This window comes from Azospirillum aestuarii, from assembly GCF_016632405.1.
Lineage (GTDB): Bacteria > Pseudomonadota > Alphaproteobacteria > Azospirillales > Azospirillaceae > Azospirillum > Azospirillum aestuarii.
On the sequence record NZ_JAEPIV010000001.1, the window covers coordinates 14577 to 39912 of the forward strand.

A 25336-nucleotide genomic window follows, 5' to 3' on the forward strand; every position below is an offset into this window, starting at 1 on the left:
GCGTTTGAAGCCCCCCCTTGCGAGACCCCGATGGCTGGACCCATGCTCAAGCTGCTGCTCGCCCTGTTGCCGCTCGGCGCGTCGCTGCTGATGCTGGCGACGGTTCAATGAGGAAACGGGTCACGAGTTGATGACCCGCCGCACCATCTCGTAAATCCCCATCCGCCGCAGCCCGCCCTGAAGGGCGGCGCGCAACGGCGCCGGAATGGACAGCAGGCGCCGCGGCTCGATCCCCGCCCGGCGCGTCTTGTCGAAGGCCGCGCGGTCGTCGTAGGCGACCCGCCGCACGCTCACCGTCCTGCGGCCGGTGTCGAACAGCATCCAGGTCGCCCGCCGCTCCTCGCTCCGCGGCTCCCCCACCGTGCCGGGATTGAGCAGATAGCAGGAGCCGCCGCGCAGGGCGACCTCGCTGTCGGGATCGTGCTCCGACAGTTCGCCGTTGCGGTATTCGTGGATGCCGAGCCGGTGCGTGTGACCATAGGCGCAGACGCGGGCGCCGGAGGGGTGGCCGAGCAGGGCCTGCGCCGTGCGCCGCAGTCGATCATCGCTGTTCAGCCGGACCAGTTCGCAGCCCCGGTCCACATGCAAGGCCCCGTGAACGGCGACGAGCTGGTCGCCGACGCTGGTCTTCAGCGGCAGGGCGGACAGCCACGCGACGTCCTCCGGCGGCAGGCGCTTGCGCGTCCAGGCGATGGCCCGGATGGCCCGGACGCTGAAGCCGTCGGTGGGGATCTGGCGGGTCACCGCGCGGTCGTGGTTGCCGGCGACGCAGACCGCTCCGGCCTCGCGCAGCAGGGCGATGCAGGGCGACGGGTCGGTGTTGTAGCCCACCACGTCGCCCAGGCAGACGACGCGCTCCACCCCGGCGCCGCGCATGTCGGCGAGCGTGGCCTCCAGCGCCTCGCGGTTGGCGTGGATGTCCGACAGGATGCCGATCCTCATCGCCGCGGCACCCTCATTGCGCCGTCATCGCGCCGCCGGGCGCGTCGTGAGGCGCACGCGACGGCAGGAAACGGGCGAGCTGGTTGTGCAGGAAGGGCATGGGGTCGTCGAGCGCGATGGCCTTGGCCTCGCAGCCCAGCACCCAGGGCAGCCACGTGGCCATCGACAGGCCGCTGTCCTTTGCTGCCAGCCGGTCCTTGGTGATGTGGCACCAGCGCGCCCCGGCCCGCGCCTTGCCCACCGCCGGACGCGGCAGGCCGAGCCGGTCGGCGTGGACCAGCGCCGGCAGGTTGACCCCGGCCACCGCCCCCAGATGGTGCCACAGGTTAAAGCGCGGGTTGACCTCCAGCAGATGCAGCGAGCCGTCCGGGGCGCGCTTGAAATCGAACTTGGCGACGCCGCGCAGGCCCAGCCGTTCGGTCAGCGAGCGGCCCAGCGCCGCCACGTCCGGCGCGTCGGTGATGGTCAGGGCGGTGCTGTGCCCGTAGGCGAGCGGGTAGGTGCGGATCTTTGCACCCGTGAACTCCCCGGCCACGCCGCCGCGCTCATCGACATAGACGTGGTAGCTCTCGATCCGGGTTTCCGGGCCGGGGATCATCTCCTGCACCAGCAGGTCGAGCCCGACCGCCGCCAGCCGCGGCCACAGGGCGCGCAGTTCCTCCGCGGAGTCGACCTGGATGGCCTTGGCGAAGCCGTCCGCCTCGTCCCACACCCGGCGGCGGGTCAGCGGCTTGACGATCAGGGGAAAGCGCAGGTCCACCACGTCGGGTGCCGCCTCGCGGGTCGGATAAAGGCGGTGGGTCGCCGGGACGGGCAGGTCCAGCCGCTCGGCCAGCGCCTGGAAGCGGCCCTTGTCGACCAGATCCTCCACCAGCTCGGCGTCGGCGATGGCGAAGCGGAACCCCTCCGCGAGACGGTCCCGGTTGCGCGAGACGAGCAGGAGCTGGGTGTCGTCCTGGAAATAGAGGACCGGCTTTTCCGGCTGGTCCTTGGCGAAGGCCATCATCACCTCGACCAGCCCGTCCGGGTTGCGCGCAGGGTCGTCCCACAGGATGGCGTCCCTGGTGAAGCGGGAGTGCAGGGCGGGGGCGCCGGGATGGGTGACCACGGCGCAGCGCAGCCCGGCCAGCCCCAGCGGGCGGACCATGTCCATGTCGCCCATCACGCAGGCCAAGGCGGGGTTGATGGCGGCGGACTTCATGGCGGCGGGGGTGTTCTTCATTCTCGGCATCCTCCAACCGCCCGGTCGGCGGCCCTGCGGTTGCGTCTCTAGCGGTTCATCAGGGGCAGCGGGCTGCGGATCAGCCGCCTCATCCGGTCGGCCAAACCCGCCTTGACTCGGCGCAGGCGGGTGTCGATCTGGCGGCTCAGCCGGTCGGGGCCGAGCGCGATCCAGTTCATCGGCTGCTCCGTGTTGGACAGCAGCGGCTTGTGCCCCGCCGGGGTGGACATGAAGTCATAGCAGTCCTCGCCGCGGGCCAGCGTGTCCTCGATGGCCAGGACATGGGCGACCAGACCGGGCTTCAGCCGGTTGTCGGCCTCATAGGCGAAACCGCCCTGGTAGTTCATCACCCGCCCGCGATGGACGAAGTTGTAGAGATAGCCGATGACCGCGTCCCCGGCGCTGACCCGGCACAGCCGCACCGTCCCCGCCGGCACGCCGCCGGCGATCAGCCGCTCGTGGAAGGGGCGGAAGGCCGGGTTCGAGAAGGCGCCGGACTGACCGCGGGCGTTCCAGCTCGCCTGATGCAGGATCTCCATGGCGTGGAAATCCTCCAGCGCCTCGTCCGCCGTCGCGGCGACGCGGTAGGTCAGGGGGCCGCGCTCCGTGTAGAGCCGCATGGCCCGGCGCACCGCGGCGCGGGTGTTCTTGCCGAGGCTGGCGAGGTAGCCGGCCCCCTGCCGGCGCACGCCGTCCAGATCGACCCATTGGCAGCTGTCGGCGACCCGGACCTGCAACTCGTGGCCCTGCCGCGCCGCGGCGAGCCGCACCGCCGCTTCCGCCCCGGGCTCCAGCCCGCCCAGCACCAGCTCGTCCCAATTGGTCAGGCGGCGTCCCAGCCAGTCGAAGCAGGCGGCCAGCACGGCGTCCGCGCAGCTCCGGTCCGCCAGGATGCCGTTGTATTCCACGAAGAGCCGGTCGAAGGTCCGCTCCCCGGTCTCGTGCAGCAGCCAGCAGCGTGTGCGCAGCAGACCGAAACGCCATTGCGTGCGCGGGCAGAGGAGCGCCAACCCGACGACCTGTCCGCCGCGCCGGGCAACCAGCGCGTGGGGCCGCGTGCCGGGGGGCAGGGAGGCCAGCCAATTGCCGATCCACTGCCAGCTCAGGAAGAAGGATCCGTCGGCGCGCCGTTCCAGATCAATCCAAATCTTCTCAAATTTTCGCGGATTTTCCAGAGGGTGCAGCGTGATGTCGATGGAGTCGCCGTCGTCCTCAACAAGAGTCCTCATGTCCATGGGCTCGGTCTTCCCTGGGGGATGTTGATGAAGGGGCGGCTTCGAATGTCTACGTGCATAAAATGGAATTGGATCGACATCTCGAAAACTTGGATTTCATCCGATCTTTCCTGTGTTCCGGCGTCTGCTTCATGTACGGATGACTGCGGCAAAAAACGCGGTGGCGGAAGGTGGGTTGCGGTGTCCCGGTGGGGGAGCCCGTCCGGGTCATCCGGGGTATCGGGTGGTGATGCGACTGCGAGATGGGGGTGTCCGTCTGCCTCGTGGAAGCCGTTCGCCCGATGCCATGGGTCGGAGGGCCGGCCATCCGTCCCCGGCCATTTGTCCAGGTCTTGCGGATGACCGTTGTCCTTTTCGGGATTCCTCTCCATCTCTTTGAGTCCATGGGTTAGGCATCGGAAAGGACCGGCCCCGTGACCACGCCCGAAGAAGCCCTGCCGTCGCGGCTCGAACGCGCCTGCGCCGAGCGGGGGTTGAAGATGACCGGCCAGCGCCGGATCATCGCCCGCGTCCTGTCGGAAGCCGCCGATCACCCCGATGTGGAGGAGGTCTACCGCCGCGCGGCGGCGATCGACGCCGGAATCAGTCTGGCGACCGTCTACCGGTCCATGCGGCTGTTCGAGGAGATCGGGATCATCCAGCGCCACGATTTCGGTGATGGGCGGGCCCGTTACGAGGAGGCGCGGGGCGACCACCACCATCACCTGATCGACATCGAAACCGGCGAGGTGGTGGAGTTCCAGGACCCGGAACTGGAGGCCGCCGTCACCCGGATCGCCCGGCATCTCGGCTTCGACATGATCGGGCAGCGACTGGAGATCTTCGGGCGCCGCGTCCAGCGCAAAGGCCCGGAGACGACCTGATGGCGGCCGAGCGGAGAACCGGGCCGGAGCGCGATCCGGCGGAGCGCTTCGCCGCCTGCGAGGCCGCGGTCTGCGGCTGCCGTCCGGTGGTGGAGCGGGCCTACCGCGAACTGGTCGATTGCGGGCGCCCCGACCGCCACGCGCTGGAGGCCGCCACGGTGGTGCTGCGCTGGCATCATCCGGAACTGGACGTGCCGCAGGCGCTTCAGATCGTTGAGCGCTGGGTGATCGCACAAGGCCGGCTGCATTGATACCGGCTGCATTGATGGTGCATTGATCTTGCCTTGGCCGGCGGAGCGGTTCTAAAGCTCTGTCCCTACCGCGACACCGCAGGGCCATTATGGACGCCGACGCCGAAAGCCGCCTGACCGAGCTGGAATCCCGCCTCGCCCATCACGAGCGTATGGCCGAGGAGATGTCCGCCGTGCTGTTCGAGCAGGGGCGGGCCATCGACCTCATGACGGCGCAGATGCGTCGCCTGCGCGACCGGATCGCGGAACTGGAGTCCGGGGTTTCCCGCGCGCCGCAGGACGAGCCGCCCCCGCCCCATTACTGATCATTCCTTGCGGATCGTCACCGCATCTTCCAGCCGCCGCGCGGACCGCACCAGCTGAGCTGCGGGCCGGCGGGCGGCTGGCGCGAGCAGTCGGCCTGGGCGCAGTTGCAGGCCGGAAACAGGCAGCGGTCGCCGTTCACGTCGGTGGCCTGCACCGCCAGCTCGTAGCGCGTGCCCCGCATCAGTTGCGCGCCGGCCGCGCTGTTGCGCTCATAATGCTCGACGACGGCGAGCAGACGCAGCATGCGGGCCCGCTGTCCCTTGGTGTCAAGGCTCATCTTCCAAATCTCCCGCCATGGCCGTCCGAATCGTGCTCCGATGGACATGAAACGGCAGAAAAGGGCCAAGGCTCCAGCGTGCAACGGCCTTACCCACCGCTGGCCGGGCGCCCCGCCGGACGCGGTTCCCCGCTTGGCGGAGGCTTGGCCGCGGGGCCTAGGACGCTGGGGTCTCTGTCGCCTCCGCGGCTATGCCCCGGCTCTCGGCGGGGGAGGGCGGCAGGTCCGCCGTCCAGCGGATGCCGCGGTTGCGGCCCGCGCGCTTGGCCTGATAGAGCGCCTGATCGGCGCGGCGCAGGGTTTCCGCCACGTCGGGCGAATCCTCGGGCCACAGGGAGATGCCGATGGAGCAGCCGACCCGCACCGCCTCGCCGTCGATGCCGACGGGTTCGTTCACCGCCTCGATGATGCGGCGGGCCAGCCCGTCCAGGTCCGGCGGCTCGACCCCGGCGCGTTGCGGCAGCACCGCGGCGAACTCGTCGCCGCCCAGCCGGGCCACCACGTCGTCGCCGCGGAAGCAGGCGGCCAGACGTTCCCCCACCTGACGCAGCACGAGGTCGCCCGCATCGTGGCCCAGCCGGTCGTTCACCGGTTTGAAGCCGTCCAGATCAATGTAGAGGAAGGCGGCGGAGCCGTTGCCGGCGGTCGTGGCCTCCACATACTGCTCGAAGTAGCGGCGGTTCGGCAGGCCGGTCAGCCGGTCCTGATAGGCGATGTCCTCCAGCCGGACCAGGGCGGCGTCGCGGTGGGTCAGCCCGTCCACCAGATCGCGCAGCGTCGCCGACAGCGAGGTGATTTCCGCGCTGCCGCCCAGCACCGGCATTTCCGCCCCGCGTTCGCCGCTGCGGATGCGCTCCGCCGCCTGGGCGATGCGACGCAGCGGCCGGGTGACCCGCCCGGCGGCCATCCAGCCGAGCACGCTGAACAGCAGCACCATGGCGCCGCCGGCCAGCACGGTCTCGACCATCTGGGCGGTGGCCGGGGCGTAGGCGACGGCCAGCGGCTGGCGGGCCACCACGCTCCAGCCCAGGCCCGGGTAACTCAGATAGCCGTTGCCATAGGCGTAGCCGGTCAGGTAGCGCTGCCCGTCCGGCCAGCGTTCGACGATCCAGCCGCTCTCGTTCTTCTGCGCGCTCCGCACCGCCGCGATGTCCAGGCTGGTGCCGAGCATTTCGCGGGGGCCGAGCAGCACGGTGCGGTCCGCCGCGACCACGATCAGCTCCAACTCGGAGCGGCCCCGCATGGTGTCCATCAGGGAGCGGCGGATCTCGCGCGTCCACTCCCAGCTCAGATGCGTGGCCAGCACACCGACGACCTCGCCCCGGTCGTTGTGCACGGGGGTGGAGATGTCGACGAACTTCATGGCCTCGCCCGTCGGGTTCGGCAGCAGGAAGGCCAGCATCACCGCGTCGTGCACGTCACCGACGAACTGCGATTTCTGCCCGTTGCGGAAGACCGGTCGCTGGGAAATGTCAACGCCGTCCAGCAGGCCCCCGGTGGCGGCCAGCACCTTGCCCTTGGTGTCGGTCACGCCCATCCAGGAGACGGTCGGGAAGAACTCCTGGAACTGCTCCAGCAGCCAGCGCAGCCGGACCGGATCGTCCATGGCCGGCGTGATGCCGAGCTTGGCCAGCATGCCGATCTCGCTCGCGCGCGACCACATGGAGCGGTCCAGCCGGTCGGCCATGTTGTGCGCGGCTTCCGCCAGCGAGTGACCGATCTCGCTTTCGATCCGCTCGCGGGAGCGCAGGCCGGTCAGTGCCGCCAGCACAACGGAGACGCCAAGGACCAGAACGGCGCCGGTCAGAGCCACCGTCGTCCGCAGACCGCGTTCCCTCGCCATGACGTCCGGCCGCTCCCCTCGACACCCGCCGCCGTTCCGTCAGGAAGACCGCATACGAAGGTTCTAACAAGTTCGGCCAGGTTTCAAAAGTGACATCAGGGGATGGCCGTGCATACCGGCGCATGATTTTGTTGGGAAGGCGGGTCAGCGAGCGGGCCGAGTCCCCACGGCGGTGCGGCGGCAGTCGGACAGGATGTTGCCGACGGTGACGCGCTCCCGCTCGTCCATGGTCAGCTCCCAGCGCGCTTTCACGGCGATCCAGCCCGCCACATAAGCGCAGATGTACTCCTCCCGCGGGGGAAGCCAGTCCTCCGGTCCCTTCGACCCCTTGGCGCGGTTGGCCGCCGCCGAGACGGTGACGAGGGTCAGCGGGTCGCTCAGGTCGTTGGCATAAGCGGCGCGCTTCTCGCGCGGCCAGTCGTAGCCGCCGCTGGCATGGGCCTCCTCCAGCGGCACGCGGTGGTCGATGTCCACCTGTTTCGGCTCGGTGAAGGTTTCGCCGGTGTAGGGATCGTTCCAGACTCCGGACTGCACGGAACAGCCGTTGGCGGACAGCTTCGCCGGCTTCGCGGAATCGCGGATCAGCACCTGCTCGCGCGTGTTCAGGCATTTGGCGTCGAGGGTCAGCCAGTGCGGCCACTCGTCCCGCACATAGCCGCGGCGGCGCTCCTCCTCCACCCGGATGCGGTCGAGCTGGGCGGCGACCGCGGCGTAGTCGATGCTGGCGTCCGGGACGGGACGGGGAATGGGCCGGGGGCGCTGCGTCTTCTCCTCCCCGAAGATGGAATCCAGCGTGCCGGGCGGGACGAGGTGGAAGCGCTCCGCCGCATAGACCGCAGCCAGCGCCAGCAGAACGGCGATCAGCCCGCCCAGCGTCAGCGGACGGCCCCTCCGGCCGCCTCGCGGTGCTCCGCTTCTCCGTCGCGCCATGCCCTTGGTCCCTCAACCCTGTTCTTCGCCATACCTGGATATGGTTCCTGGCCTGTTCTATGGCGCTTTGGGGACGTGGCGCAACGGTGCGAGAGGAGTGGTTGCGCCGGGTAGCCCCGTCACGCCCACACCGGCTCCGGAAGGCTTTCCATCAGCAGGCCGGTGACCAGCTCCACCCCGCCACCCCGCGCCGCGCCTCCGGTCAGCAGCGCCAGTTCCGTCTCCGGCAGCGCGGGCAATCCGTCCGCCACGCCCAGGAAGCGCGCTCCGGCAGGCAGGGCGCTGTGGGGAAGCACGCTGACGCCCAGCCCGCCGGACACCGCGGCGCGCACCCCGGCGTGGTTGGGGCTTGAATAGGCCACCCGCCAGCGCCGCCCGGCGCGCTCCAGCTCATGCACCGCGCGGTTGCGGTAGACGCAGCCCTGGGGGAACAGCACCAGCGGCAGCGGGTCATCGCGGTGCAGATCCTCCACCGCCGGGCCGACCCAGCAGAGCGGCTCCCGCCACGCGCGCAGCGCGCCGGGGCGTCCGGGTTCCTGCTTGACCAGGGCGATGTCGAGGTCGCCGCACTCCACGTCCGCGCGCAGCCGCACCGACAGATCGCAGCGCACGTCCAGCCGCAGCCGCCGGTTCGCCCGCGCGAAGTCGGCGAGCAGGCGGGGCAACCGCTCCACCGCGTAATCCTCCGGTACGCCCAGCCGCACCACCTCCGCCGCCGGGCGCCCGGACAGCACGGCGTTCGCCTCGTCGTTCAGCGCCAGCAGCCGGCGGGCGTAGCCGAGCAGCCGCTCCCCGTCGTCGGTCAGCGCGACGGCGCGGCTGTTGCGGTCGAGGAGCGGCAGGCCGACCTGCTCCTCCAGGCGGCGGATCTGCTGGCTGACCGTCGATTGCGTCTTGTGCACCCGCTCTCCGGCCCGCGTGAAGCCGCCGGCGTCCACCACCGAGACGAAGGTGCGCAGCAGGCCCAGATCCATCTCACGCACCGGACCGACCATTCAGGTTTCGAATGCAATGGATGATATCATCCAATTTCCAAATGAAAAGAGTCCGCGCCATCCTCTCCCCAACGCAGAGCATTCCGCATGGGAGAGGATCGGCCATGACGCACGCCGCCACGCACGCCGCCACGCACCCCTTACCCCTGACCGACCCGCGGGCGGCGCCGCTCGCCCTGGTCGTGCCCTTCTGCCTCGCCTGGAGTTCGGCCTTCGCCGCGGGAAAGATCGGGCTGGCCGACTGCCCGCCGCTGCTGCTGCTGGCCTTCCGCTTCCTGATCGCCGGGGCGCTGCTCGCCGCCGTCGCGGCGTGGCGGGGCGAGTATCGCGGGATAGCCGGACGGACGCTCGGCCTGCTGGCGCTGCTCGGCCTGCTCAACCATGCGCTCTATCTGGGGTTGAGCTACAGCGGCATGACCTACGTGTCCTCCGGCCTGACGGCGCTGATCGTCAGCGCCAACCCGGTGCTGACCGCGGCGCTGGCCGCCCTGCTGCTGGGCGAGGCGATGAACCGGCGCAAGGCGGCGGGGCTGGCGCTGGGGGTGGCCGGGGTGGCGCTGGTGGTGCGCGGGCGGCTGGGCAGCGGAATGGATGCACCGCTGGGCATGGCGCTGGCGGTCGGCGCGCTGGTGGCGCTGTCGGCGGGGACGCTGCTGTTCAAGCGGCTGGCGCCGCAGACGGGGCTGCTCGCCGGCACCGGCGTGCAGGTGCTGGCGGCGGGGTTGGCGCTGCTGCCCATCGGGCTGCTGCTGGAGGACGCCGGGTCGATCCGGCTGACCGCCGGCTTCGCCGGGTCGCTGGTCTATCAGGCGCTGGTGGTGTCGATCGGCGGCTACCTGCTGTGGTTTCGCCTGTTGCAGCGGACGAGCGCCACGGAGGCCAGCGCCTATCACTTCCTGATGCCGCCCCTGGGCATGCTGTTTGGCTGGCTGCTGCTGGGCGAGGCGGTGCAGCCCTGGGACCTGTTGGGCATTCTGCCGGTGGCCCTGGGCATTTGGCTGGTCACGCGGGGGTGAGCGGAAGGCCCGAGTGCGGCGTCCCGGCAAAGGGGATACGCCTTTCGCGGGGGATCAGGTTGCGCCCTGCGATTGTTACGTTTTCATGACGCCCCACTCTCCATCGTCCTTTTGTTGAGGCCCACACGCCGGGAGGCCCGCCATCACGACCGCCGCCGTCTCGCCCACCCTCGTCCTGATCGACATCCTTGGCGCCGTGGCGCTGCTGCTGTGGGCGCTACGGCTGGTGCGGACGGGCGTCTTCCGGTGGGGCGGAGCGGCGGTCCGCCGCTGGGTCGGTTACGGCACGCGCAACCGGCTGGCCGCCTTTTTGGCCGGCGTCGCCGCCACCATCGCGGTGCAGAGCAGCACGGCCACCGCCCTGATGACCGCCTCGATGGCCGGGCAGGGTTTCATGACCACCGCCATGGCGCTGGCGGTGATGCTGGGCGCCGACGTCGGGACGAGCCTCGTCGCCCGGCTGCTCGCCGTCGACCTGCACTGGCTCTCGCCCAGCCTGCTGCTGATCGGCGGGGCGCTGCACGCGGCGGGCGGCGAGCATCGCGGGCGCCGGGCGCTGGCCCGCATCCTGGTCGGCATCGGGCTGATGCTGCTGGCCCTGAAGCTGCTCGGTGCCGCCACCCTGCCGGTCCGGGAGTCGGCGCTGGTCCAGGCGATGCTGGAGGCGCTGGGCGGCGAGCCGCTGTTCGCCCTGATCGTCGCGGCGGCGCTGACCGCGGCGGTGCATTCCAGCCTCGCCACGGTGATGCTGGCGGGGTCCCTGGCCGGGGCGGGGGTGATCGGGACCGAGACGGCGGTGGCCCTGGTCCTGGGCGCCAATCTGGGCGGCGCCGTGCCGGCGGTGCTGGCCACGTCGGCGGACGGGGCGGCGGCGCGGCGGGTGCCGCTGGGCAACCTGCTGGTCCGGGTGACCGGGTCGCTGCTGGCCCTGCCGCTGGTGCCGATGGCGGCGTCGTTCCTGGCCGGGATGGCCCCGCTGACGGCGGTGGTCACCGCGCATGTCGCCTTCAACACGGCGCTGGCCTTGCTCTTCCTGCCGCTGGTGACGCCGCTCGCCCGGCTGACCGAAGGGCTGCTGCCTGAACCGGCGGACGTGGGCGAGGACGCGGCGACGCCCCGGCATCTCGACGAGTCGGCGCTGGAAACCCCTTCCGTCGCCATCGCCGGCGCGGTGCGCGAGACCCTGCGGCTGGGCGATCTGGTGGAGGACATGCTGTGCCGCAGCCTGACCGCCCTGCGCCAGAACGACGAGCGCCCGATCGCCGAGGTCAGCCGCGCCGACGACCGGGTGGACCGGCTGCACACCGCGCTGAAGCTCTACCTCGCCAAGCTCGGCCGCCGCCACCTCGACGCCGAGGAGACCCGGCGGGTCGACGACCTGATGGCCTTCGCCATCAACCTGGAGCACATCGGCGACATCATCGATAAGAGCCTGATGGAACTCGCCGCCAAGCGCATCCGCCACCACCTGCATTTCGCGCCGGAGGATTTCCGGGAGGTGGAGGAGTTGCACCGCCGCACGGTGGAGAATCTGCGCACGGCGCTCGGCATCCTGATCGGGGAGGATCGGCGGCTGGCCCGGCAGCTCATCGCCGGGAAGGACGCGGTGCGGGCGCTGGAGCGCACCGCCGCCGCCCGCCACCTCGACCGCGTGCGCCGCGGCGACGCCGCCAGCATCGAGACCAGCGCCCTGGTGCTGGACATCCTGCGCGACCTGAAGCGCATCAACGCCCACGTCGCCGCGGTCGCCCTGCCGATCCTTGATCAGGTGGGGGAACTCCGCGAAAGCCGCCTGAAGGTGGTCGGGCTGCCCCGGCTGGAAAGCCGCGACGTGTAGGGAAGGGGAAGCGCGGCGTTACCGTGGCATCTGCCCGGTCAGGGTGGCGCTCAGCCCCTGCAGCAGGCCGAACCGGCAGCCCTCGCCGAAGGCGGCGCGCAGCCGTGCCGGGTCGCCGATGGACACTCGGATGTCGCCCGCCCGCGCCGGCTGGTGCAGGCGGCGCACCCGGCTGGCGCACAGCTCCTGCAACACCTCCAGCAGCATCAGGAGCGAGGTCGGCCGGCCGGTGCACAGGTTGAAGACCTCGGCCCCTTCGGGGCGGCGCTCCATCGCCTTGACCTCCATCGCCTTGACGAGAAAGCGCACGACGTCGCCGACGAACACGAAGTCGCGCACCTGCTCGCCGTCGCCGAAGATCGTCACGTCCTCGCCCTGCGCCACCCGGCGGGCGAAGATCGAGATCACCCCGGAGTAGGGCGAGGACGGGTCCTGCCGGGGTCCGTAGACGTTGAAGAAGCGGAAGCCCGTCGTCGGCACCCCGTGGATGGCCCAGGCGACGTTGGCGTGCAACTCGCAGCCCAGCTTGTCCACGCCGTAGGCGGACAGCGGGCGCGTCGCGGCGTCCTCGCGCAGCGGGGTGGCCGTGTTGTCGCCATAAACCGCGGCGGAGGAGGCGTAGACAACCGGCACCGGGTTGCCGTTGCGGGCGCTGCGCGCCGCCTCGAAGACGGTGACGGTGCCCGACAGGTTGGTGCGGTGGGTTTCCGCCCACAGTTCGCGCGAGCGCTGGACGGACGCGACGGCGGCCAGATGGAACACGCCGTCCACCCCCTGGATCGCCTGCTGGACCGCGTCCGGGTCGGCGACGTCGCCGACCACCAGCTTCGCCAGCAGCGGCTTGTTCTCCAGCCGGCCGGTGCTCAGGTCGTCCAGGATGGTGACGCGGTGCCCGTCGCCGATCAGTCGGTCGGCCAGATGCGATCCGATGAATCCGCAGCCGCCGGTCACGAGAAAATGGGCCATGCGCCGTCCTTTCCACCTAGGCAATGCATGGTGTCATAGTGGCGAGGCGGTGCGGGGCGGACCAGCCCATCTTAGGGGTAGCGAAGGGCGCAAGGGGTGCGCCGATCCTGGCCGTTCGGGGTGTCGCATCCCGAATCGGCGCCGATTCAGGGGCGTTTCCCGGCACCCCCGCGGCGGGCAGGCGGGACCGAGGGTTCAACAGCCTTATCCACCATCTTATGCACTATTTTGTGGATAACTTCGGTCAAGGAGAGCGATGGCCGCCGGAGCGCCCCCAGGGTGTCACAGGGGTGTCATCGTGTGTTTTGAGCAACATCCGGAAGAGATGGCCCCGCTGTCAGCCGGCCTCGGATTCGCCCGTCATCGACAGCAGGCGGGCCACGGCCTTGCGCAGCTCCTCGTTCAGGAAGGGCTTGTAGAGCACGGCGTCGGCCGCGAACATCTCGGCCATCTTCAGCGCATACCCGGCGGGCAGGTTCGGCGCCCCGCCGGACATGGCGAGCACGCGACCTCCGGGGTTGCGGGTGCGCGCGGCCTTGATGACCTCCACCCCGTCGGCCTCGGGCATCAGCACATCGGTGACGATCAGGTCGAAGACCGCGCCGCCGTCCAGCAGGGCGATGGCGACGCGGCCGTTTTCCGCCTCCGCGACCTCGTGGCCGGCCTGTTCGATCACTTCGGTGACCGCCAGCCGCACGGCGGCCGAATCCTCAACGACCAGCACCTTCGCCATGAACCAGCATCCCATGTGTCGTTTGGCCCGGTCCGCCGGGCGGGGCGGTGGGCAGGTCGATGATGAAGGACGTTCCGCGTCCGAGGGCGCTCTCCACCAGAATGTCGCCGCCCCCGTTCCTTACGATACCATATACCACCGAAAGCCCAAGCCCCGTCCCGGTGCCGACCGGCTTGGTGGTGAAGAAGGGGTCGAACACGCGCTGGCGGGTCGCCTCGTCCATTCCCGTGCCGGTGTCGGCGACGGTCAGCCGCACATAATCGCCTTCGCCGAGCTGGCGGCGGGATGCGTCCCGCTCCTTCAGGCTCAAGGAATGGGCGCCGATGGTCAGCGCGCCGCCCTGCGGCATGGCATCGCGGGCGTTCTGGATCAGGTTCAGGAGCACCTGGGTCAGTTCGGTCGCGGTGATCGTCACCGCGTTCAGGCCGGATTCCAGCCGCGTGCGCGTTTCGATGAACGCCGGCATCGAGGGCGCGGCGAGTTCCAGGGCGGAATGCACGGCCTCCTCGAGGTTGCCCGGCGGAGACTCGGCCACCTCGACGCGGGCGAACTGTAGGACGTCGCGCATGATCGTGCGGGCTTTCACCCCGCTGTCGTGGATGGCGTTCAGATAGGCGTGGAGCTTGCGGTCCTCTCCGGCGCGGCCGCGCGCCAGATCGGACAGGCTGATGACCGGCTGCAACAGGTTGTTGATCTCGTGGGCAAGGCCGCCGACGAGGCTGCCGAGCGCCGCCATGGTCTGCTTCTGCCGCGCCGCTTCCGCCGACTGGCGCCGCGCGCTGATGTCGCTGGTCGTGCCGCGGTAGCCGAGGAAGGTGCCGCTGCCGTCATAGCGCGGCGTGCCGCTGACCATCACCCAGCGCGCACTCCCCCCCGGCGAGGCCAGCGGAAAGGACAGGCGGCGGAAGGGTTCCCTTCGGTGCAGCGCCTCGGCCAGGGCGGGGAAATCCTCCTCCGGACGGTTGCGATCCAGGAGGTCGGCGTGGGTGAAACCCAGAAGCTCCGCCCCGCCGCGCCCGGTGGATTCCTGGGCGCGTGGCGACAGGGCGGTGAAGCGCCCGCGCTCGTCGGTCTCCCAGAACCAGTCGTTGGAGCATTCCAGAAGCGCCCGCCAGCGCGCCTCGCTCTCGCGCAGTTCGGCGGTGCGGGTGGCGATCAGCGATTCGAGTCCGCTCAGATGGTCGCGCAGGGCCTCCTCGCTGCGGCGCATCCGGTAGAAGGCGAGGTCGTAGGGGTTTTGCAGGGCGGTGACGATGATCGCCCGGTACAGCAGGTAGAAGGACAGGATCTTGATGAAATGACCCAGCGCGTTCATCGGCCCGTGAGGATCGGTGTAGAGCGTGAAGATCAACTCCTGCGGAGCCAGCAGGGCGATGCCGGCGAAGGTCAGGCCGAACACCCTGGGCTCGAACTGCCGGCGCTTGCGGCACAGCAGAAGGCAGGCGACGACCGCCGCGGCGCTGAACATGTACTCGGCGCCCACCTTGAAGGAGGTCAAGCCGATGCCTGGAACGAAGCTGTCCGGCATGATGCCGAAGGTGAAGATCGACAGCAGGGTGCAGGCCACGACCGCGGCCTGGACCAGCAGCACGTCGCCCGCGCGCAGCCGCCTTTCGGTCAGCAGCGGCGCGGCCAGGAAGACCGCGACCTGAAGGCCGCGGGCGGCGATCCAGAGCTGGGTGGATTGGTTGGCGCCGGCCCCGCCGATGACGTTCATGCCGGGAAAGGCGATGGCGTGCAGCAGGTCCAGCAGCGCGATGCCCGGCATGGACAGGCCGACGAAGGCGAGGAAGGGCGATTGATTCGTGTCGCGCGTGTTCCAGGCGATCGTGAAGATCGTCATGGAGATGGCGACGGCGAACAACTCCACGCAGAGATGGAACAGCAGGTAGTTGTGGCGCATCACCGTGCCCAGCACCGCCATGAGGATCAGCAGGGCGGTCAGGCCGGACAGGAAGGAACGCTCCCGGAGCCAGCGGGTGAACGTCGGTCTGATGGCGGACGGCTGGGTCCCGCTCATGAACGGTCGGCTCCGCGGTGGACGGGAGGGGCGGCCCACGGATGGCCCGATCAGCCGACCGTGGCGATGCCGCTGGACCGATCAACACACCAAATCCCGCCGCAGCGCAAGCCGGACGTTGCTTCGTTCAATCGGACGCGGCGATTCCTCACAGGCGAGTGGTTGAAACCGTCCTGTTGTCGGCACACGCGCGGCTCAGCGGGATGCCGCCAGAGAATTCAGCCTTCCTTGGCGGGCTGGGCCGGAGGCTGGTCGAAGGGCGTGCTGACGAAGGGATCGCCGCGGCCATGGCCGGCGCGGTCGTGCCCCTTCTCGGTCGCCGCCTTGCGGTAATAGCCGACGATGAACACGCGGACCGCGTTGGCCAGCGACACGGCAACCCCGCGCGACCGCCGGGACTGCGAATCGAGGCGGTCCTTGAGGTCGCTGCACAGCTCATCCACGGTCAGGTCTTCCCGGTGGCAGATGTCGTCCAACGCTTCCCAGTAGGAGGGTTCCAGCCGAAGCGGCGTCGGTTGTCCGAACAGCTTGACGGTGCGCGTCACCAGCGGGATGGCGCTCAGCGGCGATGGCGCGTTGGACGCCTGCGAATCCTGACCCGACATAGCCCTGTATTCCTTGAATGTCAGTCGTGTTTGAAGTCACGCAGCCAATATAGCGCGATTGAAAAAATTTGCGACGATAAAACTCCTCAGACGTGCAGGGTGGCCTTACGGCACGTCACCCGACTCTCCCGCCATATCCTTCAGCATGTACAGATTGGTAACGACGATAAAACCTTTGTTATAGGTAATAGCTCCGGAGTTGCGCAGTGCACGCAGACTTTTGTTCACCATCTCGCGGGTAACACCCAACATTGCTGCCAAGGCCTCCTGCGACACGGGCTGGTTGATTCGCAAGCCTGTTGGAGTCTTCTGCCCATACGTGTCGCCGAGCAACAGGATTCGCCGGGCCAGCCGGCGCGGCACGTCGTGGAAAACCGCATCCTCGATGTTCTCCGATACCCAGCGCAGCCGTTCGCACAGCACGCCCATCATCCGGATGCACAGGGACGGATGCCGCTCCAGGAAGGAGATGAATTCCGGACGGTCGATGCGGAACAGTTCCGCCGGGCGCAGCGCGGTGGCCCCGGCGGTGCGGTCCTTGCCGTCGATCAGCGCGATTTCCCCCAGCACGTCGCCGGGGTTCAGGATGTTGAGCAGCATCGTCTTGCCGTCCTCGGACGAGGTCGAGACGGCGATCTGCCCCTTCATGATGGCGTACAGGCAATCGCCGGGATCGCCCTTGCTGAAGACGGTCTGGTTCTCACTGAACCGCGACACCCGGCCCAGCGCGACCAGCTCCTGCATCCGGGCGTCGTCGAGAACCCCCAACATTCGGTTGCGCTGCAGGATGCCGGCGACGTCCTTCAGTAAGGCCATGGCGTTCGCGGTCCCCGGTTGAGTGCCGTCGGACCGTTGATGGCACCCGGCGGACGATCAGTCCAGCGGATTCCCCGCCGTGGAATGCGGGGCGGGACGATGCGCGCCGTCCCGCAGGGCGCGCTCCCACAGGGCGGTGTGCTCGAAATGGAACCGCGCCTCGGGCGCCCGGCCGCCGCCCATCGCCCAGCGGCGCATGGCCTGGAGCAGGTCCAGCGCGTCCTCCCGTTTCTGGTCGCACCGCCCGGTGGGCAGCCAATGGCGGAAATCGGCGAGTTCCTCCTCCGGCAGCCCCTCGGCGGCGGCGAGGCGGAGCATCCGGCCAAAGCCGCGCTCGCGATAGGGCAGGGCCTTGGCGATGGCCTCCAGCCGCCGCGCCGTGGCGGCGGGGACGACCCTCTCCTGCGCGGCGTCGGCCAGGGTGCGGCGGATGTTCACCATGGCCTCGGACAGGCTGGGATAGCCGAGTTCCGCCGGGCCGTGGATCACCGCCACCTCGTCGTCGTCCTCCAGCCGCCCGTCGCGGAAGGCTTCGAAGACGGCGCCGACGCCGATCATGCCGAAGGGATGCAACTCCGCGGCGCGCAGGGCGCCCATGCTGGACGCCCCGAACACCGCCACCCCCTGGTGGATGGCGTGCAGGATCTCCTTGTGCCAGACGGAGGGGATGTTCTCGAAGTAGCCGTCCACGATGCCGATCGCCCGCGGTCTGCGTTCGCACAGCCGGATGATGTCGCCCTGGGCGACCGGCGGCAGATAGGTGGCGTCGAGCCGCCGGGCCGCTTCGCCGCGGGGCAGGGTGGGGCCGAGAAAGACGTAAAGGCCGTCCGGCGTCTGCATGGGAGTCTCCGCCTTCGCTCTCTCTATCATAAGGGCCGGATCATGAGGGCCGGTGTCAGAGGCCGGCGACGGCGCGCGCCCGCGCACCCATCGCATAGTCCGGGGAGGAGTCCAGCCCCTCCAGGCCGGGAATGACCAGGCGGACCACGGCGATGCCGAACTCCGGCTTGGTCAGGTCCACCGCCACGGCCTCCTCGATGCCGGCGGCGCGCAGCCGGTCGAGCTGGCAGGCCAGGTCCTCCTCGATGGTGCGCCCGGCGAGGCTGGGGATGGCGGCGACGTCGCGGCCCCCGGTGCCCTCGGAGATCAGCGCCTTCCAGCGCGCGTGCTGCGCCGGGTCGAGGTGGCGTTCGTACTCGGAGCGGGGCATGTCGTCGCGCGCCCCGGCGATGAAGGTCAGCCGGCTCTGCGCCGCTTCGGTCAGCGCGCGGGACAGCGCGACCTCCGGCGCGGCGTGGCAGCCCATGCCCATCGCCGGGCGGATGCTGTGCTGCGGCGCGTCGTCCAGCGTCGCGATGCGGCAGAGGATGGCGGGCAGGCCGATGTCGCTGGTGATGTCCCACAGGCCGACCGCGACTCCCGCGTCGTCGAAGCGGTCGAGCAGGGAGCGGCACACCGGATCGGCGACACTGGCCGGATCGATGCGGGTGGCGGCCTGGGCCTCCGCAGAGGTCAGGCGCCACAGGGTGGCGGCGTCGCGCTCGACCAGCTCGGTCATGGCGTGCGCGGTCGCCTCGGCGAGGCTGTTGCCCGAGGCCAGCCCGTTCGACCCGGCCAGGAAGCAGCCGGACCCCGGCGGCATCGGCAACGTGAAGTTCAGATGCACCGTCTCGAAGGGCACCCATGTCCGCCCGCCGCCCAGCAGGTCGTCGCCCTCGATCCACAGCATCGGGGTGTGGGGGGTGAAGGCGCTGGTCGACAGCCGCGGCAGGCGGGACACGTCCACCACCCGGTGGGTCCAGCGCAGCTCGTCGTAGCTGGCGTATTTCAGCGGCAGGGTGATGCGTTCGGCGTGGTAGCTCTCGATCGCCTCCATGACGCCCGACGCCTTGGCGGCGGCCAGGGTCACGCCCTTGCCCTGGGCGACGGAGATGGAGCGGGAATTCGGCCGGGTCACCATCACCACCGGGATGCCGACATGGTCCAGCCCCGTGACGTTCGCCACCCGCGTGATGCCCATGACGGGAAGGAAGGGGGCGACGCGGGCCAGCGTCTGGTCCGGCGTGGCGATCCGGTGGGTTCCGGTGGTGTGGACCTTCAGCGGCTGGTCGGACATGGCCGGGTCCCGCGCGATGCCGCGGACGAAATCGAGGGGCATGGGAGAGGGTCTCCGCCGTGGAAGGCCCGTTGTGGACCGGAATGGAAACAGGCGAAGGACGAGGGAGCGGGCGGGGACCGTGGCAGGCCGGTCAGGGAAAACGCCGGCCGCCACGGCCCGAAGAAAAATGCCCGAACGATGGGCTTTGGCGGGTTCGCCCCGCCGGTCAGAGGCCCGGGGTGATCGCGTGGCGGGCGGCCTCGTGGTCGTCGCTGTTGAAGGCGCGGCGGTCGCCGATGCGGGCGGCGGCGGTCAGGGTGGTGGCCTGCTCGGCAACCTCGGTCACGCCCTGGGCGGTCACGGCGAAGAGACGGCCGTCGGCACCACGGATGAGGGCGGCCTGGTCGATGATGGCGGTCATGGGAACAGCTCCTGGGCGTGGGTTTCGAGGAACCGCGAATACTGCGGTATGTCGAAACCTTGGCCGCTATGACCCGCCCGGACTGTGAAGAACTTCACATGCCGGACGCCCCGGCGCCGGGTAAAAATCGCTTACACGCGCACACACGCATGTTCAGTCCCGGAAAAATTCCGGCGACCCGGGAAAAATTCGCCAAGCCGAGAACCGGCCAGCCGAGACAGGAGCGTACCGATGAAGTTGGACCGCCGCATTCCCCGCAGCCTCGACGAAATGGCCGACCTCAGCTCGCTCGCGGCTCCGCCCGCCGTGGTGACGCGCTCGCTGACGATCGGGGGGCGCCGCGCCAGCCTGCGGCTGGAGGCGACGATCTGGGATGGGCTGAAGGACATCGCCAAGTCCCAGGGCAAGTCGCTGGAGGCGCTGTGCGCCGACATCCACGACAGCCGGACGGAGGGAATCCCCTTCGCCACCAGCGTCCGGGTCTATGTGCTGAACCATTTCCGCAGCACCGCCGCCGGCACCACCACGCTGGTCGCCTGACGCTCCGGCGGGGCGTTCACCGGGTCAGGTCGGACGCGGCGAGGCAGCGGCGGAAGGCCCGGCAGCGGTCGGAGAGCGGCATCATGGACAGCTGGCGGCTCATCGTCTCGGCAGCCGCCAGATGCTCCATGGCCTCCCGGCGCTGGCCGGTGGCGGTGAAGGCCTGAGCCAGGGCGAAGTGCGACCAGCCCTGTTCGGACAGCTGTCCGGCGTCCGTCGCGATGCTCAGCGCCTTGGCGGCGCAGCCGATCGCGGTGTCGTGCTGCGCCGTTTCCAGGGCCAGGTCCGACATCCAGTTCAAGATCCGCGGCCTGGGCAGCGAGTGATTCAGGATGTGCGCCTGTTCCAGGCTGGCGTTCAGCAGGCGCGCCCCCTCCGCAGAGCCGCCGGTGCGGGCGATGGCGTAGCCCAGCGCGCCCAGCGTGATCGGTTGGAAGATGTGCAGGCGCGTCGCCTCGGTGATCGTCACGGCGTCCTTCAGCAGCGGCAGCGCCTCGGCGAAGCGCTCGCCGATGATGTGGACCAGCGCCAAATGGACCTTCACCGACGACACGGAGAAGGCGTGCCCGACCCCTTCCGCGATGTCGAGCGCGTGGAGCATCACCCGGACGGCCTCCTCGTCGCGCCCCAACTCGGCGAGGCAACGGCCCTGGTAGGCGGCGGTGATGGCGACCGCCACCGCGGTCAGGCCGAACCGCGCGCGTGGGGCATGGGCCAGCGCCAGGCTGCGCGCCTGCTCCAGCTTCTCCTGGGCTTCCGGGAAATGCCCCTTGTCCACCAGCATGCCGCCCAGCCGCATCAGCCCCTGGATGCGCAGTTCCATCGTCCCCTGGTTGCCCAGATGGTCGAGCGCGCTGCGGCTGAGCGCGATGGCTCCGTCGAGCACGCCGTAGACCCATTGGAAGGACGCCTTGAGCGAGGTCGCGCGGGCGTAGCGGATGCGGTCGTCGATGCCCAGCGCCATGTCCCGCGCCTCCTCCAGCGGGTCGCCGGCCAATTGGCGCCCCTGCGGCAGCAGGACGAGAGGGATGCCGACCCACAGGTCGATCCGCCGCTGGGTGTTGCGGCGGGTGTCCGGCAGATGGTCCAGGGCCTTCAGCGCCTGCTCGTAGAAGCGTCCGGCGTCGAAATGCTTGCAGCGCATCTCCGCCCGGCGCCCGGCCCGGCGGCCATAGGCGCAGGCGAGCGGCCAATTCTCGGCGTAGAAGGCGTGATGGGCGATCAGTTCCGCCCGGTTCGGCAGGTTGCGGTCGGACCGCCGCCGCAGGGCGTGCAGGACGCGCCCGTGCAGCGGCTGGCGCTCCCGCTTGGTCAGGGTGGCGTAGGCGACTTCCTGGACCAGCGCGTGGCGGAAGGTCAGCTCCAGGTTCGGCAGCAGGCGGGAGCGCGCGAAGAAGCCGCTCTGCTCCAGCCGGGCCAGAGCCGACGGCAGTTCGGCGGCGGGAATCGGGGACACCGCGCGCAGCAGGCCCAGATCGACCGAGGTGCCGATCACCGCCGCGTGCATCAGCACCCGCCGCGGGCCGGGCTCCAGCGCGTCGATCCGCGAGGCGAGCAGGCCGTGCACCGTGGCCGGCAGGGCCATCCGGGCGTCCGCCTTGCCCAGGCTGTAGCGGCCCGGACTGCCGACGATGGCCCCGGTCGTCTCCAGCGTGCGCAGCGATTCCTCCAGATAGAGCGGCACGCCCTGGCTTTGCGCCGCGACGCGCGCCTTCAGGTCGGCCAGCGACGGGCTGTGGCCCAGCCAATGGTCCAGGAACTCGTCGGCCTGCAGCGGCTCCAGCGGTTCGAGCGCGAGGGCGTGAACGGAGTCCGGCGCGGTCCAGCCGCCCGGCGTGTCCGGCCGTGACGTGACCAGGACGAGGACGCGGGCATCCTCCACCCCTTCGGCGAGGGCGTCCAGCAGGCGGTTGGTCAGCCCGCGCGTCCAGTGCGCATCCTCGACGAGGATCAGCAGCGGGCGCTCCACGGACAGCTCGCGGATCGCCGCGACCAGCCCCTCGACGCTGAAATCGGCCTTCTGGGCCGGGTCGAGCCCCTGCCACAGCGGGTGGACGGAAAGCTGGCCAAGCAATTCCCGCATCGCCTCGCCGGCCAGTTCGCCACCGTTGCGCGCCGCGGCGGCGGTCAGCCGCGCCACCGCCGAGCCGTCCACCACCCCGCAGACCGACAGGGCGAGGCAACAGGCCGCCGCCTCCAGGTCGTCGGGGTCACCCAGGCGGCGGATCGGGAATTGCGGCCAGATGGCGATGGTGAAAGCCCCGGCTTCCGGGCTGCGCATCAGCTCTCCGGTCAGCCGGGATTTGCCGATGCCGGCCTCTCCGATCAGGATGGCGCAGGCGCCGCGGCCCCGCTCGGCCCGCCGCAGCGCTCCGGTCAGCACCGCCAGTTCGGGTTGGCGCCCGACGAACAGGGTGCCTTCGGCCGACAGCAGGTCCATCGCCGTGAGCCGCATCGCCCGCGCCGCTTCCAGCGCGAAGGCGGTCACCGGCTCCGCCGTGGCGGACAGGCGCAGGGTTCCCGCCGGGCGGACCGTCAGGCCCTTGGGCACCAGATCCAGCGTCTCGCGGCTCAGCAGCACGCTGTTGGGCTGCGCCCGCTGCTGCAGCTTGGCGGCGATATGAACGGTTTCGCCCACGGTGCGGTAGTCGGTCCAGACCCCCGTCTCGATGATCTGGGCCACCACCTCGCCGGAGCTGATGCCGACCCGCATCTTGAACTCGTCCGAATCGATGGCCGAGCGGGCGATGTCCTGCGCGGCGAGGCAGGCGCGCAGCGCGTGGTCCTCCTGCGCGGAGGGCGCGCCGAACACCGCCATGATGCCGTCGCCCAGCACCTGGGCCACCGTGCCGCCGTAGCGATCCACCGAGTCGGTGAGGACTTGCAGGATGGTGAGAAGGGTCTGGTCGGCCTCCTCCGGGTCGCGGCCTGACACCATGCTGGAGGATTCGACGATGTCGGCGAACAGGACGGTGACGACCTTGCGTTCCGCGCTGTTGCGCCGGGCCGCTCCGCCATCCGCTGAATCCGCGGCGCGCGTGACGTCTGGCGCGGGCATGGGCCGGCACAACGCCTCCCGAGGCGCCGCCGTGGGCATCGGTCGCGATTCGCCCAGGTCCATATCCGTTCCGGCCATCGAAGCCCCCCTGCGGAGCGTCATCGGCATGTTAGAGGAAACAAATTCGAATGCGCAGACATTCAAAACAACGGTTGGGTAATTCCGTTCTGAACGAGGCAGCGTAACATATGTTGGTATGTTTTATTGCGCAATCCGCAAGCGGCGGCCTCCACCCGCCTGCATTCCTGCCGTGCCGAGGCTCCTTCGACGCACGGATTGGCGTCGCGTGAAAAAATAGACTTGCTTTGGCCGTCGCCGGGGCGTATACGGGCGCTCCTCCGCTGGAGCGGCGCGGGCGTAGCTCAGGGGTAGAGCACAACCTTGCCAAGGTTGGGGTCGAGGGTTCGAATCCCTTCGCCCGCTCCATGACACAGCGCGGATGGTACGAAAAAGGGCGGCCTCGGGCCGCCCTTTTCGCGTTTTGCGTTTCTTTGCCAAGCCGTGAGTACGGTCCGTAAGCCGGTGGCGGGCCTTTTCGGCCCGCCGTGCCGCGCTCCGGCGTCGCGGCTACCACAGCACCCGCGACACCTCGTAGAAAAGCGCGCCGACGATGGCGGTCGCCGGCAGGGTGATGACCCAGGCCATGACGATGCCCTGCGCCAGACCCCAGCGCACCGCGCTGGTACGGCGGGCGGCGCCGACGCCGATGATCGCGCCGGTGATGGTGTGGGTCGTGCTGACCGGAACGCCGAGCCATGTCGCGACGAACAAAGTGATCGCGCCGCCCGTCTCCGCGCAGGAGCCCTGGACCGGCTTCAGGTCGGTCAGCTTCGACCCCATGGTCTTGACGATGCGCCAGCCGCCGAACAGCGTGCCCAGCCCCATCGCGGCCTGACAGGTGATGACCACCCAGAAGGGCACGTGGAAGGTCGGCCCCAGCAGCCCCTGGGAAAAGAGCAGGACAGCGATGATGCCCATGGTCTTCTGCGCGTCGTTGCCGCCGTGCCCCAGGCTGTAGAGCGCGGCGGAGCCGATCTGCAGGTGGCGGAACAGCCGGTCGACCGCGAAGGGGGTGGTGCGCCGGAACAGCCAGGACACCGCCACGATCATCACGCTGGCCAGCAGGAAGCCGACCACCGGCGAGACGACGATGGCCGCGGCGGTCTTCGCCAGACCCGACACCACCACGGCGTCCAGCCCGGCCTTCGCCACGCCGGCCCCGACGAGGCCGCCGATCAGCGCGTGGGAGGAACTGGACGGGATGCCCAGCCACCAGGTGAAGACGTTCCAGACGATAGCGCCCATCAGCGCGCCGAAGATGACGTGCGGGTCCACCACCCCCGCCCCGACGATGCCGGTACCGATGGTGGTCGCCACATGCAGCCCGAAGAACAGGAAGGCGATGAAGTTGAAGAAGGCGGCCATCGCGACGGCGGTCCGCGGCGACAGCACGCGGGTGGAGACGACCGTTGCGATGGAGTTGGCCGCGTCGTGCAGCCCGTTGAGGAAATCGAAGAGGAGGGCGACGCCGATCAGCCCGATGAGGATGGGCAGGGCGAGGGTAGCGGCTTCCATGGGATCAGACCTGTTCGACGATGATGCCGTCGATGGTGTCGGCCACGTCCTCGCACGCATCGAGCACGCGTTCCAGCAGCTCGATGATCTCGCGTTGAAGGGCGTGGCGATGGGTGATGGGGGCGTCGAGCCCGCCGCTCTCGTCGCGCAGCCGATGGTTGGCCTCGCGCAGGAGCCGGTCGCCTTCGCTCTCGATCCGCGAGACCTCGGCGGTCATCGCGTGGAGTTGCTCGACGTGTTTGGGAATGTCGCGGAGCAGGGGGATGCCCGCGCTCAGCCGATTGGTGCAGCGCACGATGGCATCGGCCTGGGCGTGCATTTCCGGCGTGTAGTCGTTGAAGCCCGCCTCGACGAGGTGACGCGCGGTCTCCTCGATGAGGTTGAGGACGTCGTCCATCCGCTTGCCGAGTTCCTGGATGTCCGAACGGTCGAAGGGCACGATGAAGCTGCGGTGGACGGCGAGCTGGATGTCCTTCTCGATGGCGTCGGCCTCGCTCTCGACCCGGCGGATGGTTTGGAACCGCTCCTCCAGGTCCTGGCCGCTGGCCATCATCGCCCGCAGCGCCTCGGCGCCCGTGGCGACGGTCCGGGCATGGTCGGCGAACAGGTCGAAAAACCGTTCTTCGCGCGGCATCAGGGCCCGGAACAAATTCAGCATGCGTGGTTCTCCAACTTACGCCGGCCTGCACCGCTGGGGACCCCGCACGGACGCGCGCGAGCCCCAGCGTCGCGGCTGGTGTAACATCCCCGGCGCTTATGGGGAGTCACAAAAGTGTCATGCCGGGCC

24 protein-coding genes and 1 tRNA gene are annotated in these 25336 nt (G+C 69.8%); 7 read left to right on the plus strand and 18 right to left on the minus strand.

The window, feature by feature from the left end; genetic code table 11:
* Positions 1 to 120: 120 nt before the first annotated feature.
* From JJL56_RS00095 to JJL56_RS00105, 3 genes are read right to left on the minus strand one after another with little or no spacing between them, the layout of a single operon-like run.
* The gene (locus JJL56_RS00095) at positions 121 to 942 is read right to left on the minus strand and encodes a metallophosphoesterase family protein (protein ID WP_145627315.1); all 822 of its coding nucleotides are present in this window, start codon (positions 940 to 942) and stop codon (positions 121 to 123) included.
* Between the two features lie 13 nt (positions 943 to 955).
* Positions 956 to 2164 carry a carboxylate--amine ligase gene (locus JJL56_RS00100; protein WP_200483760.1) on the minus strand — a complete coding sequence of 403 codons (1209 nt, stop codon included), beginning with the start codon at positions 2162 to 2164 and terminating at the stop codon, positions 956 to 958.
* A 47-nt stretch (positions 2165 to 2211) separates the two neighbouring features.
* Entirely contained in the window at positions 2212 to 3393 is a 1182-nt protein-coding gene (locus JJL56_RS00105; RefSeq protein ID WP_247890888.1) for a GNAT family N-acetyltransferase, read from the minus strand.
* Between the two features lie 440 nt (positions 3394 to 3833).
* Between JJL56_RS00105 and JJL56_RS00110 the strand changes: the two genes are divergently transcribed.
* The 3 genes from JJL56_RS00110 (at position 3834) to JJL56_RS00120 (ending at position 4818) form a co-directional block, all read left to right on the plus strand.
* The gene (locus tag JJL56_RS00110; RefSeq protein ID WP_186453001.1) at positions 3834 to 4262 is read left to right on the plus strand and encodes a Fur family transcriptional regulator; all 429 of its coding nucleotides are present in this window, start codon (positions 3834 to 3836) and stop codon (positions 4260 to 4262) included.
* Entirely contained in the window at positions 4262 to 4513 is a 252-nt protein-coding gene (locus tag JJL56_RS00115; RefSeq protein ID WP_145627309.1) for a hypothetical protein, read from the plus strand. Before JJL56_RS00110 ends, JJL56_RS00115 begins: the two co-directional genes overlap by 1 nt.
* Before the next feature lie 89 nt (positions 4514 to 4602).
* The gene (locus JJL56_RS00120; protein WP_200483762.1) at positions 4603 to 4818 is read left to right on the plus strand and encodes a SlyX family protein; all 216 of its coding nucleotides are present in this window, start codon (positions 4603 to 4605) and stop codon (positions 4816 to 4818) included.
* A gap of 17 nt (positions 4819 to 4835) precedes the next feature.
* Here the strand turns inward: JJL56_RS00120 and JJL56_RS00125 are convergent, their stop codons facing one another.
* The 4 genes from JJL56_RS00125 to JJL56_RS00140 all read right to left on the minus strand — a co-directional run bounded on the left by JJL56_RS00125 (position 4836) and on the right by JJL56_RS00140 (position 8864).
* The gene (locus JJL56_RS00125) at positions 4836 to 5096 is read right to left on the minus strand and encodes a hypothetical protein (protein WP_014197674.1); all 261 of its coding nucleotides are present in this window, start codon (positions 5094 to 5096) and stop codon (positions 4836 to 4838) included.
* Positions 5097 to 5253: 157 nt separating this feature from the next.
* Positions 5254 to 6939, minus strand: a complete 1686-nt coding sequence (locus tag JJL56_RS00130; protein WP_200483763.1) for a GGDEF domain-containing protein — start codon at positions 6937 to 6939, stop codon at positions 5254 to 5256.
* 144 nt (positions 6940 to 7083) lie between these two features.
* Positions 7084 to 7869, minus strand: a complete 786-nt coding sequence (locus tag JJL56_RS00135; protein WP_145627304.1) for an HNH endonuclease family protein — start codon at positions 7867 to 7869, stop codon at positions 7084 to 7086.
* 119 nt (positions 7870 to 7988) lie between these two features.
* Positions 7989 to 8864 carry a LysR substrate-binding domain-containing protein gene (locus tag JJL56_RS00140; protein WP_200483764.1) on the minus strand — a complete coding sequence of 292 codons (876 nt, stop codon included), beginning with the start codon at positions 8862 to 8864 and terminating at the stop codon, positions 7989 to 7991.
* A gap of 104 nt (positions 8865 to 8968) precedes the next feature.
* On the opposite strand from JJL56_RS00140, the gene JJL56_RS00145 reads away from it, so the two are divergent.
* Together JJL56_RS00145 and JJL56_RS00150 are read left to right on the plus strand one after the other, a co-directional pair.
* Positions 8969 to 9880 carry a DMT family transporter gene (locus JJL56_RS00145; RefSeq protein ID WP_200483765.1) on the plus strand — a complete coding sequence of 304 codons (912 nt, stop codon included), beginning with the start codon at positions 8969 to 8971 and terminating at the stop codon, positions 9878 to 9880.
* A 196-nt stretch (positions 9881 to 10076) separates the two neighbouring features.
* Positions 10077 to 11717, plus strand: a complete 1641-nt coding sequence (locus JJL56_RS00150; protein WP_345772526.1) for a Na/Pi cotransporter family protein — start codon at positions 10077 to 10079, stop codon at positions 11715 to 11717.
* 18 nt (positions 11718 to 11735) lie between these two features.
* On the opposite strand, the gene JJL56_RS00155 is transcribed toward JJL56_RS00150, so the two are convergent.
* The 8 genes from JJL56_RS00155 to JJL56_RS00190 form a co-directional block, all read right to left on the minus strand.
* Entirely contained in the window at positions 11736 to 12683 is a 948-nt protein-coding gene (locus JJL56_RS00155; RefSeq protein ID WP_200483766.1) for an NAD-dependent epimerase/dehydratase family protein, read from the minus strand.
* A gap of 337 nt (positions 12684 to 13020) precedes the next feature.
* Positions 13021 to 13416, minus strand: a complete 396-nt coding sequence (locus JJL56_RS00160) for a response regulator (protein WP_247889545.1) — start codon at positions 13414 to 13416, stop codon at positions 13021 to 13023.
* Positions 13394 to 15436: an MASE3 domain-containing protein gene (locus JJL56_RS00165; protein WP_200483767.1), complete on the minus strand. Its 2043-nt coding sequence runs from the start codon at positions 15434 to 15436 to the stop codon at positions 13394 to 13396. Before JJL56_RS00165 ends, JJL56_RS00160 begins: the two co-directional genes overlap by 23 nt.
* A gap of 218 nt (positions 15437 to 15654) precedes the next feature.
* On the minus strand, positions 15655 to 16041 hold the full coding sequence (locus JJL56_RS00170; RefSeq protein WP_145627295.1) for a ribbon-helix-helix domain-containing protein: 387 nt from the start codon (positions 16039 to 16041) through the stop codon (positions 15655 to 15657).
* 105 nt (positions 16042 to 16146) lie between these two features.
* Positions 16147 to 16857 carry a Crp/Fnr family transcriptional regulator gene (locus JJL56_RS00175; RefSeq protein WP_200483768.1) on the minus strand — a complete coding sequence of 237 codons (711 nt, stop codon included), beginning with the start codon at positions 16855 to 16857 and terminating at the stop codon, positions 16147 to 16149.
* Positions 16858 to 16914: 57 nt separating this feature from the next.
* On the minus strand, positions 16915 to 17697 hold the full coding sequence (locus tag JJL56_RS00180; protein WP_200483769.1) for a TfuA-like protein: 783 nt from the start codon (positions 17695 to 17697) through the stop codon (positions 16915 to 16917).
* Between the two features lie 55 nt (positions 17698 to 17752).
* Complete coding sequence (locus JJL56_RS00185; RefSeq protein WP_200483770.1) at positions 17753 to 19015, minus strand: YcaO-like family protein; 1263 nt, start codon at positions 19013 to 19015, stop codon at positions 17753 to 17755.
* Between the two features lie 166 nt (positions 19016 to 19181).
* On the minus strand, positions 19182 to 19376 hold the full coding sequence (locus tag JJL56_RS00190) for a hypothetical protein (protein ID WP_145627290.1): 195 nt from the start codon (positions 19374 to 19376) through the stop codon (positions 19182 to 19184).
* Between the two features lie 231 nt (positions 19377 to 19607).
* Between JJL56_RS00190 and JJL56_RS00195 the strand changes: the two genes are divergently transcribed.
* Positions 19608 to 19916 carry a ribbon-helix-helix domain-containing protein gene (locus tag JJL56_RS00195; protein ID WP_094303425.1) on the plus strand — a complete coding sequence of 103 codons (309 nt, stop codon included), beginning with the start codon at positions 19608 to 19610 and terminating at the stop codon, positions 19914 to 19916.
* Between the two features lie 16 nt (positions 19917 to 19932).
* Here the strand turns inward: JJL56_RS00195 and JJL56_RS00200 are convergent, their stop codons facing one another.
* Positions 19933 to 22974 (minus strand): ATP-binding protein, encoded by a 3042-nt coding sequence (locus tag JJL56_RS00200; RefSeq protein ID WP_200483771.1) that lies wholly within the window; start codon positions 22972 to 22974, stop codon positions 19933 to 19935.
* Between the two features lie 351 nt (positions 22975 to 23325).
* Between JJL56_RS00200 and JJL56_RS00205 the strand changes: the two genes are divergently transcribed.
* A tRNA-Gly gene (locus JJL56_RS00205) sits at positions 23326 to 23400 on the plus strand.
* A gap of 141 nt (positions 23401 to 23541) precedes the next feature.
* Here JJL56_RS00205 and JJL56_RS00210 read toward each other — a convergent pair.
* Both JJL56_RS00210 and JJL56_RS00215 read right to left on the minus strand, forming a co-directional pair.
* The gene (locus JJL56_RS00210; RefSeq protein ID WP_145627287.1) at positions 23542 to 24549 is read right to left on the minus strand and encodes an inorganic phosphate transporter; all 1008 of its coding nucleotides are present in this window, start codon (positions 24547 to 24549) and stop codon (positions 23542 to 23544) included.
* A 4-nt stretch (positions 24550 to 24553) separates the two neighbouring features.
* Entirely contained in the window at positions 24554 to 25207 is a 654-nt protein-coding gene (locus tag JJL56_RS00215; RefSeq protein ID WP_145627285.1) for a DUF47 domain-containing protein, read from the minus strand.
* Positions 25208 to 25336: the final 129 nt, after the last annotated feature.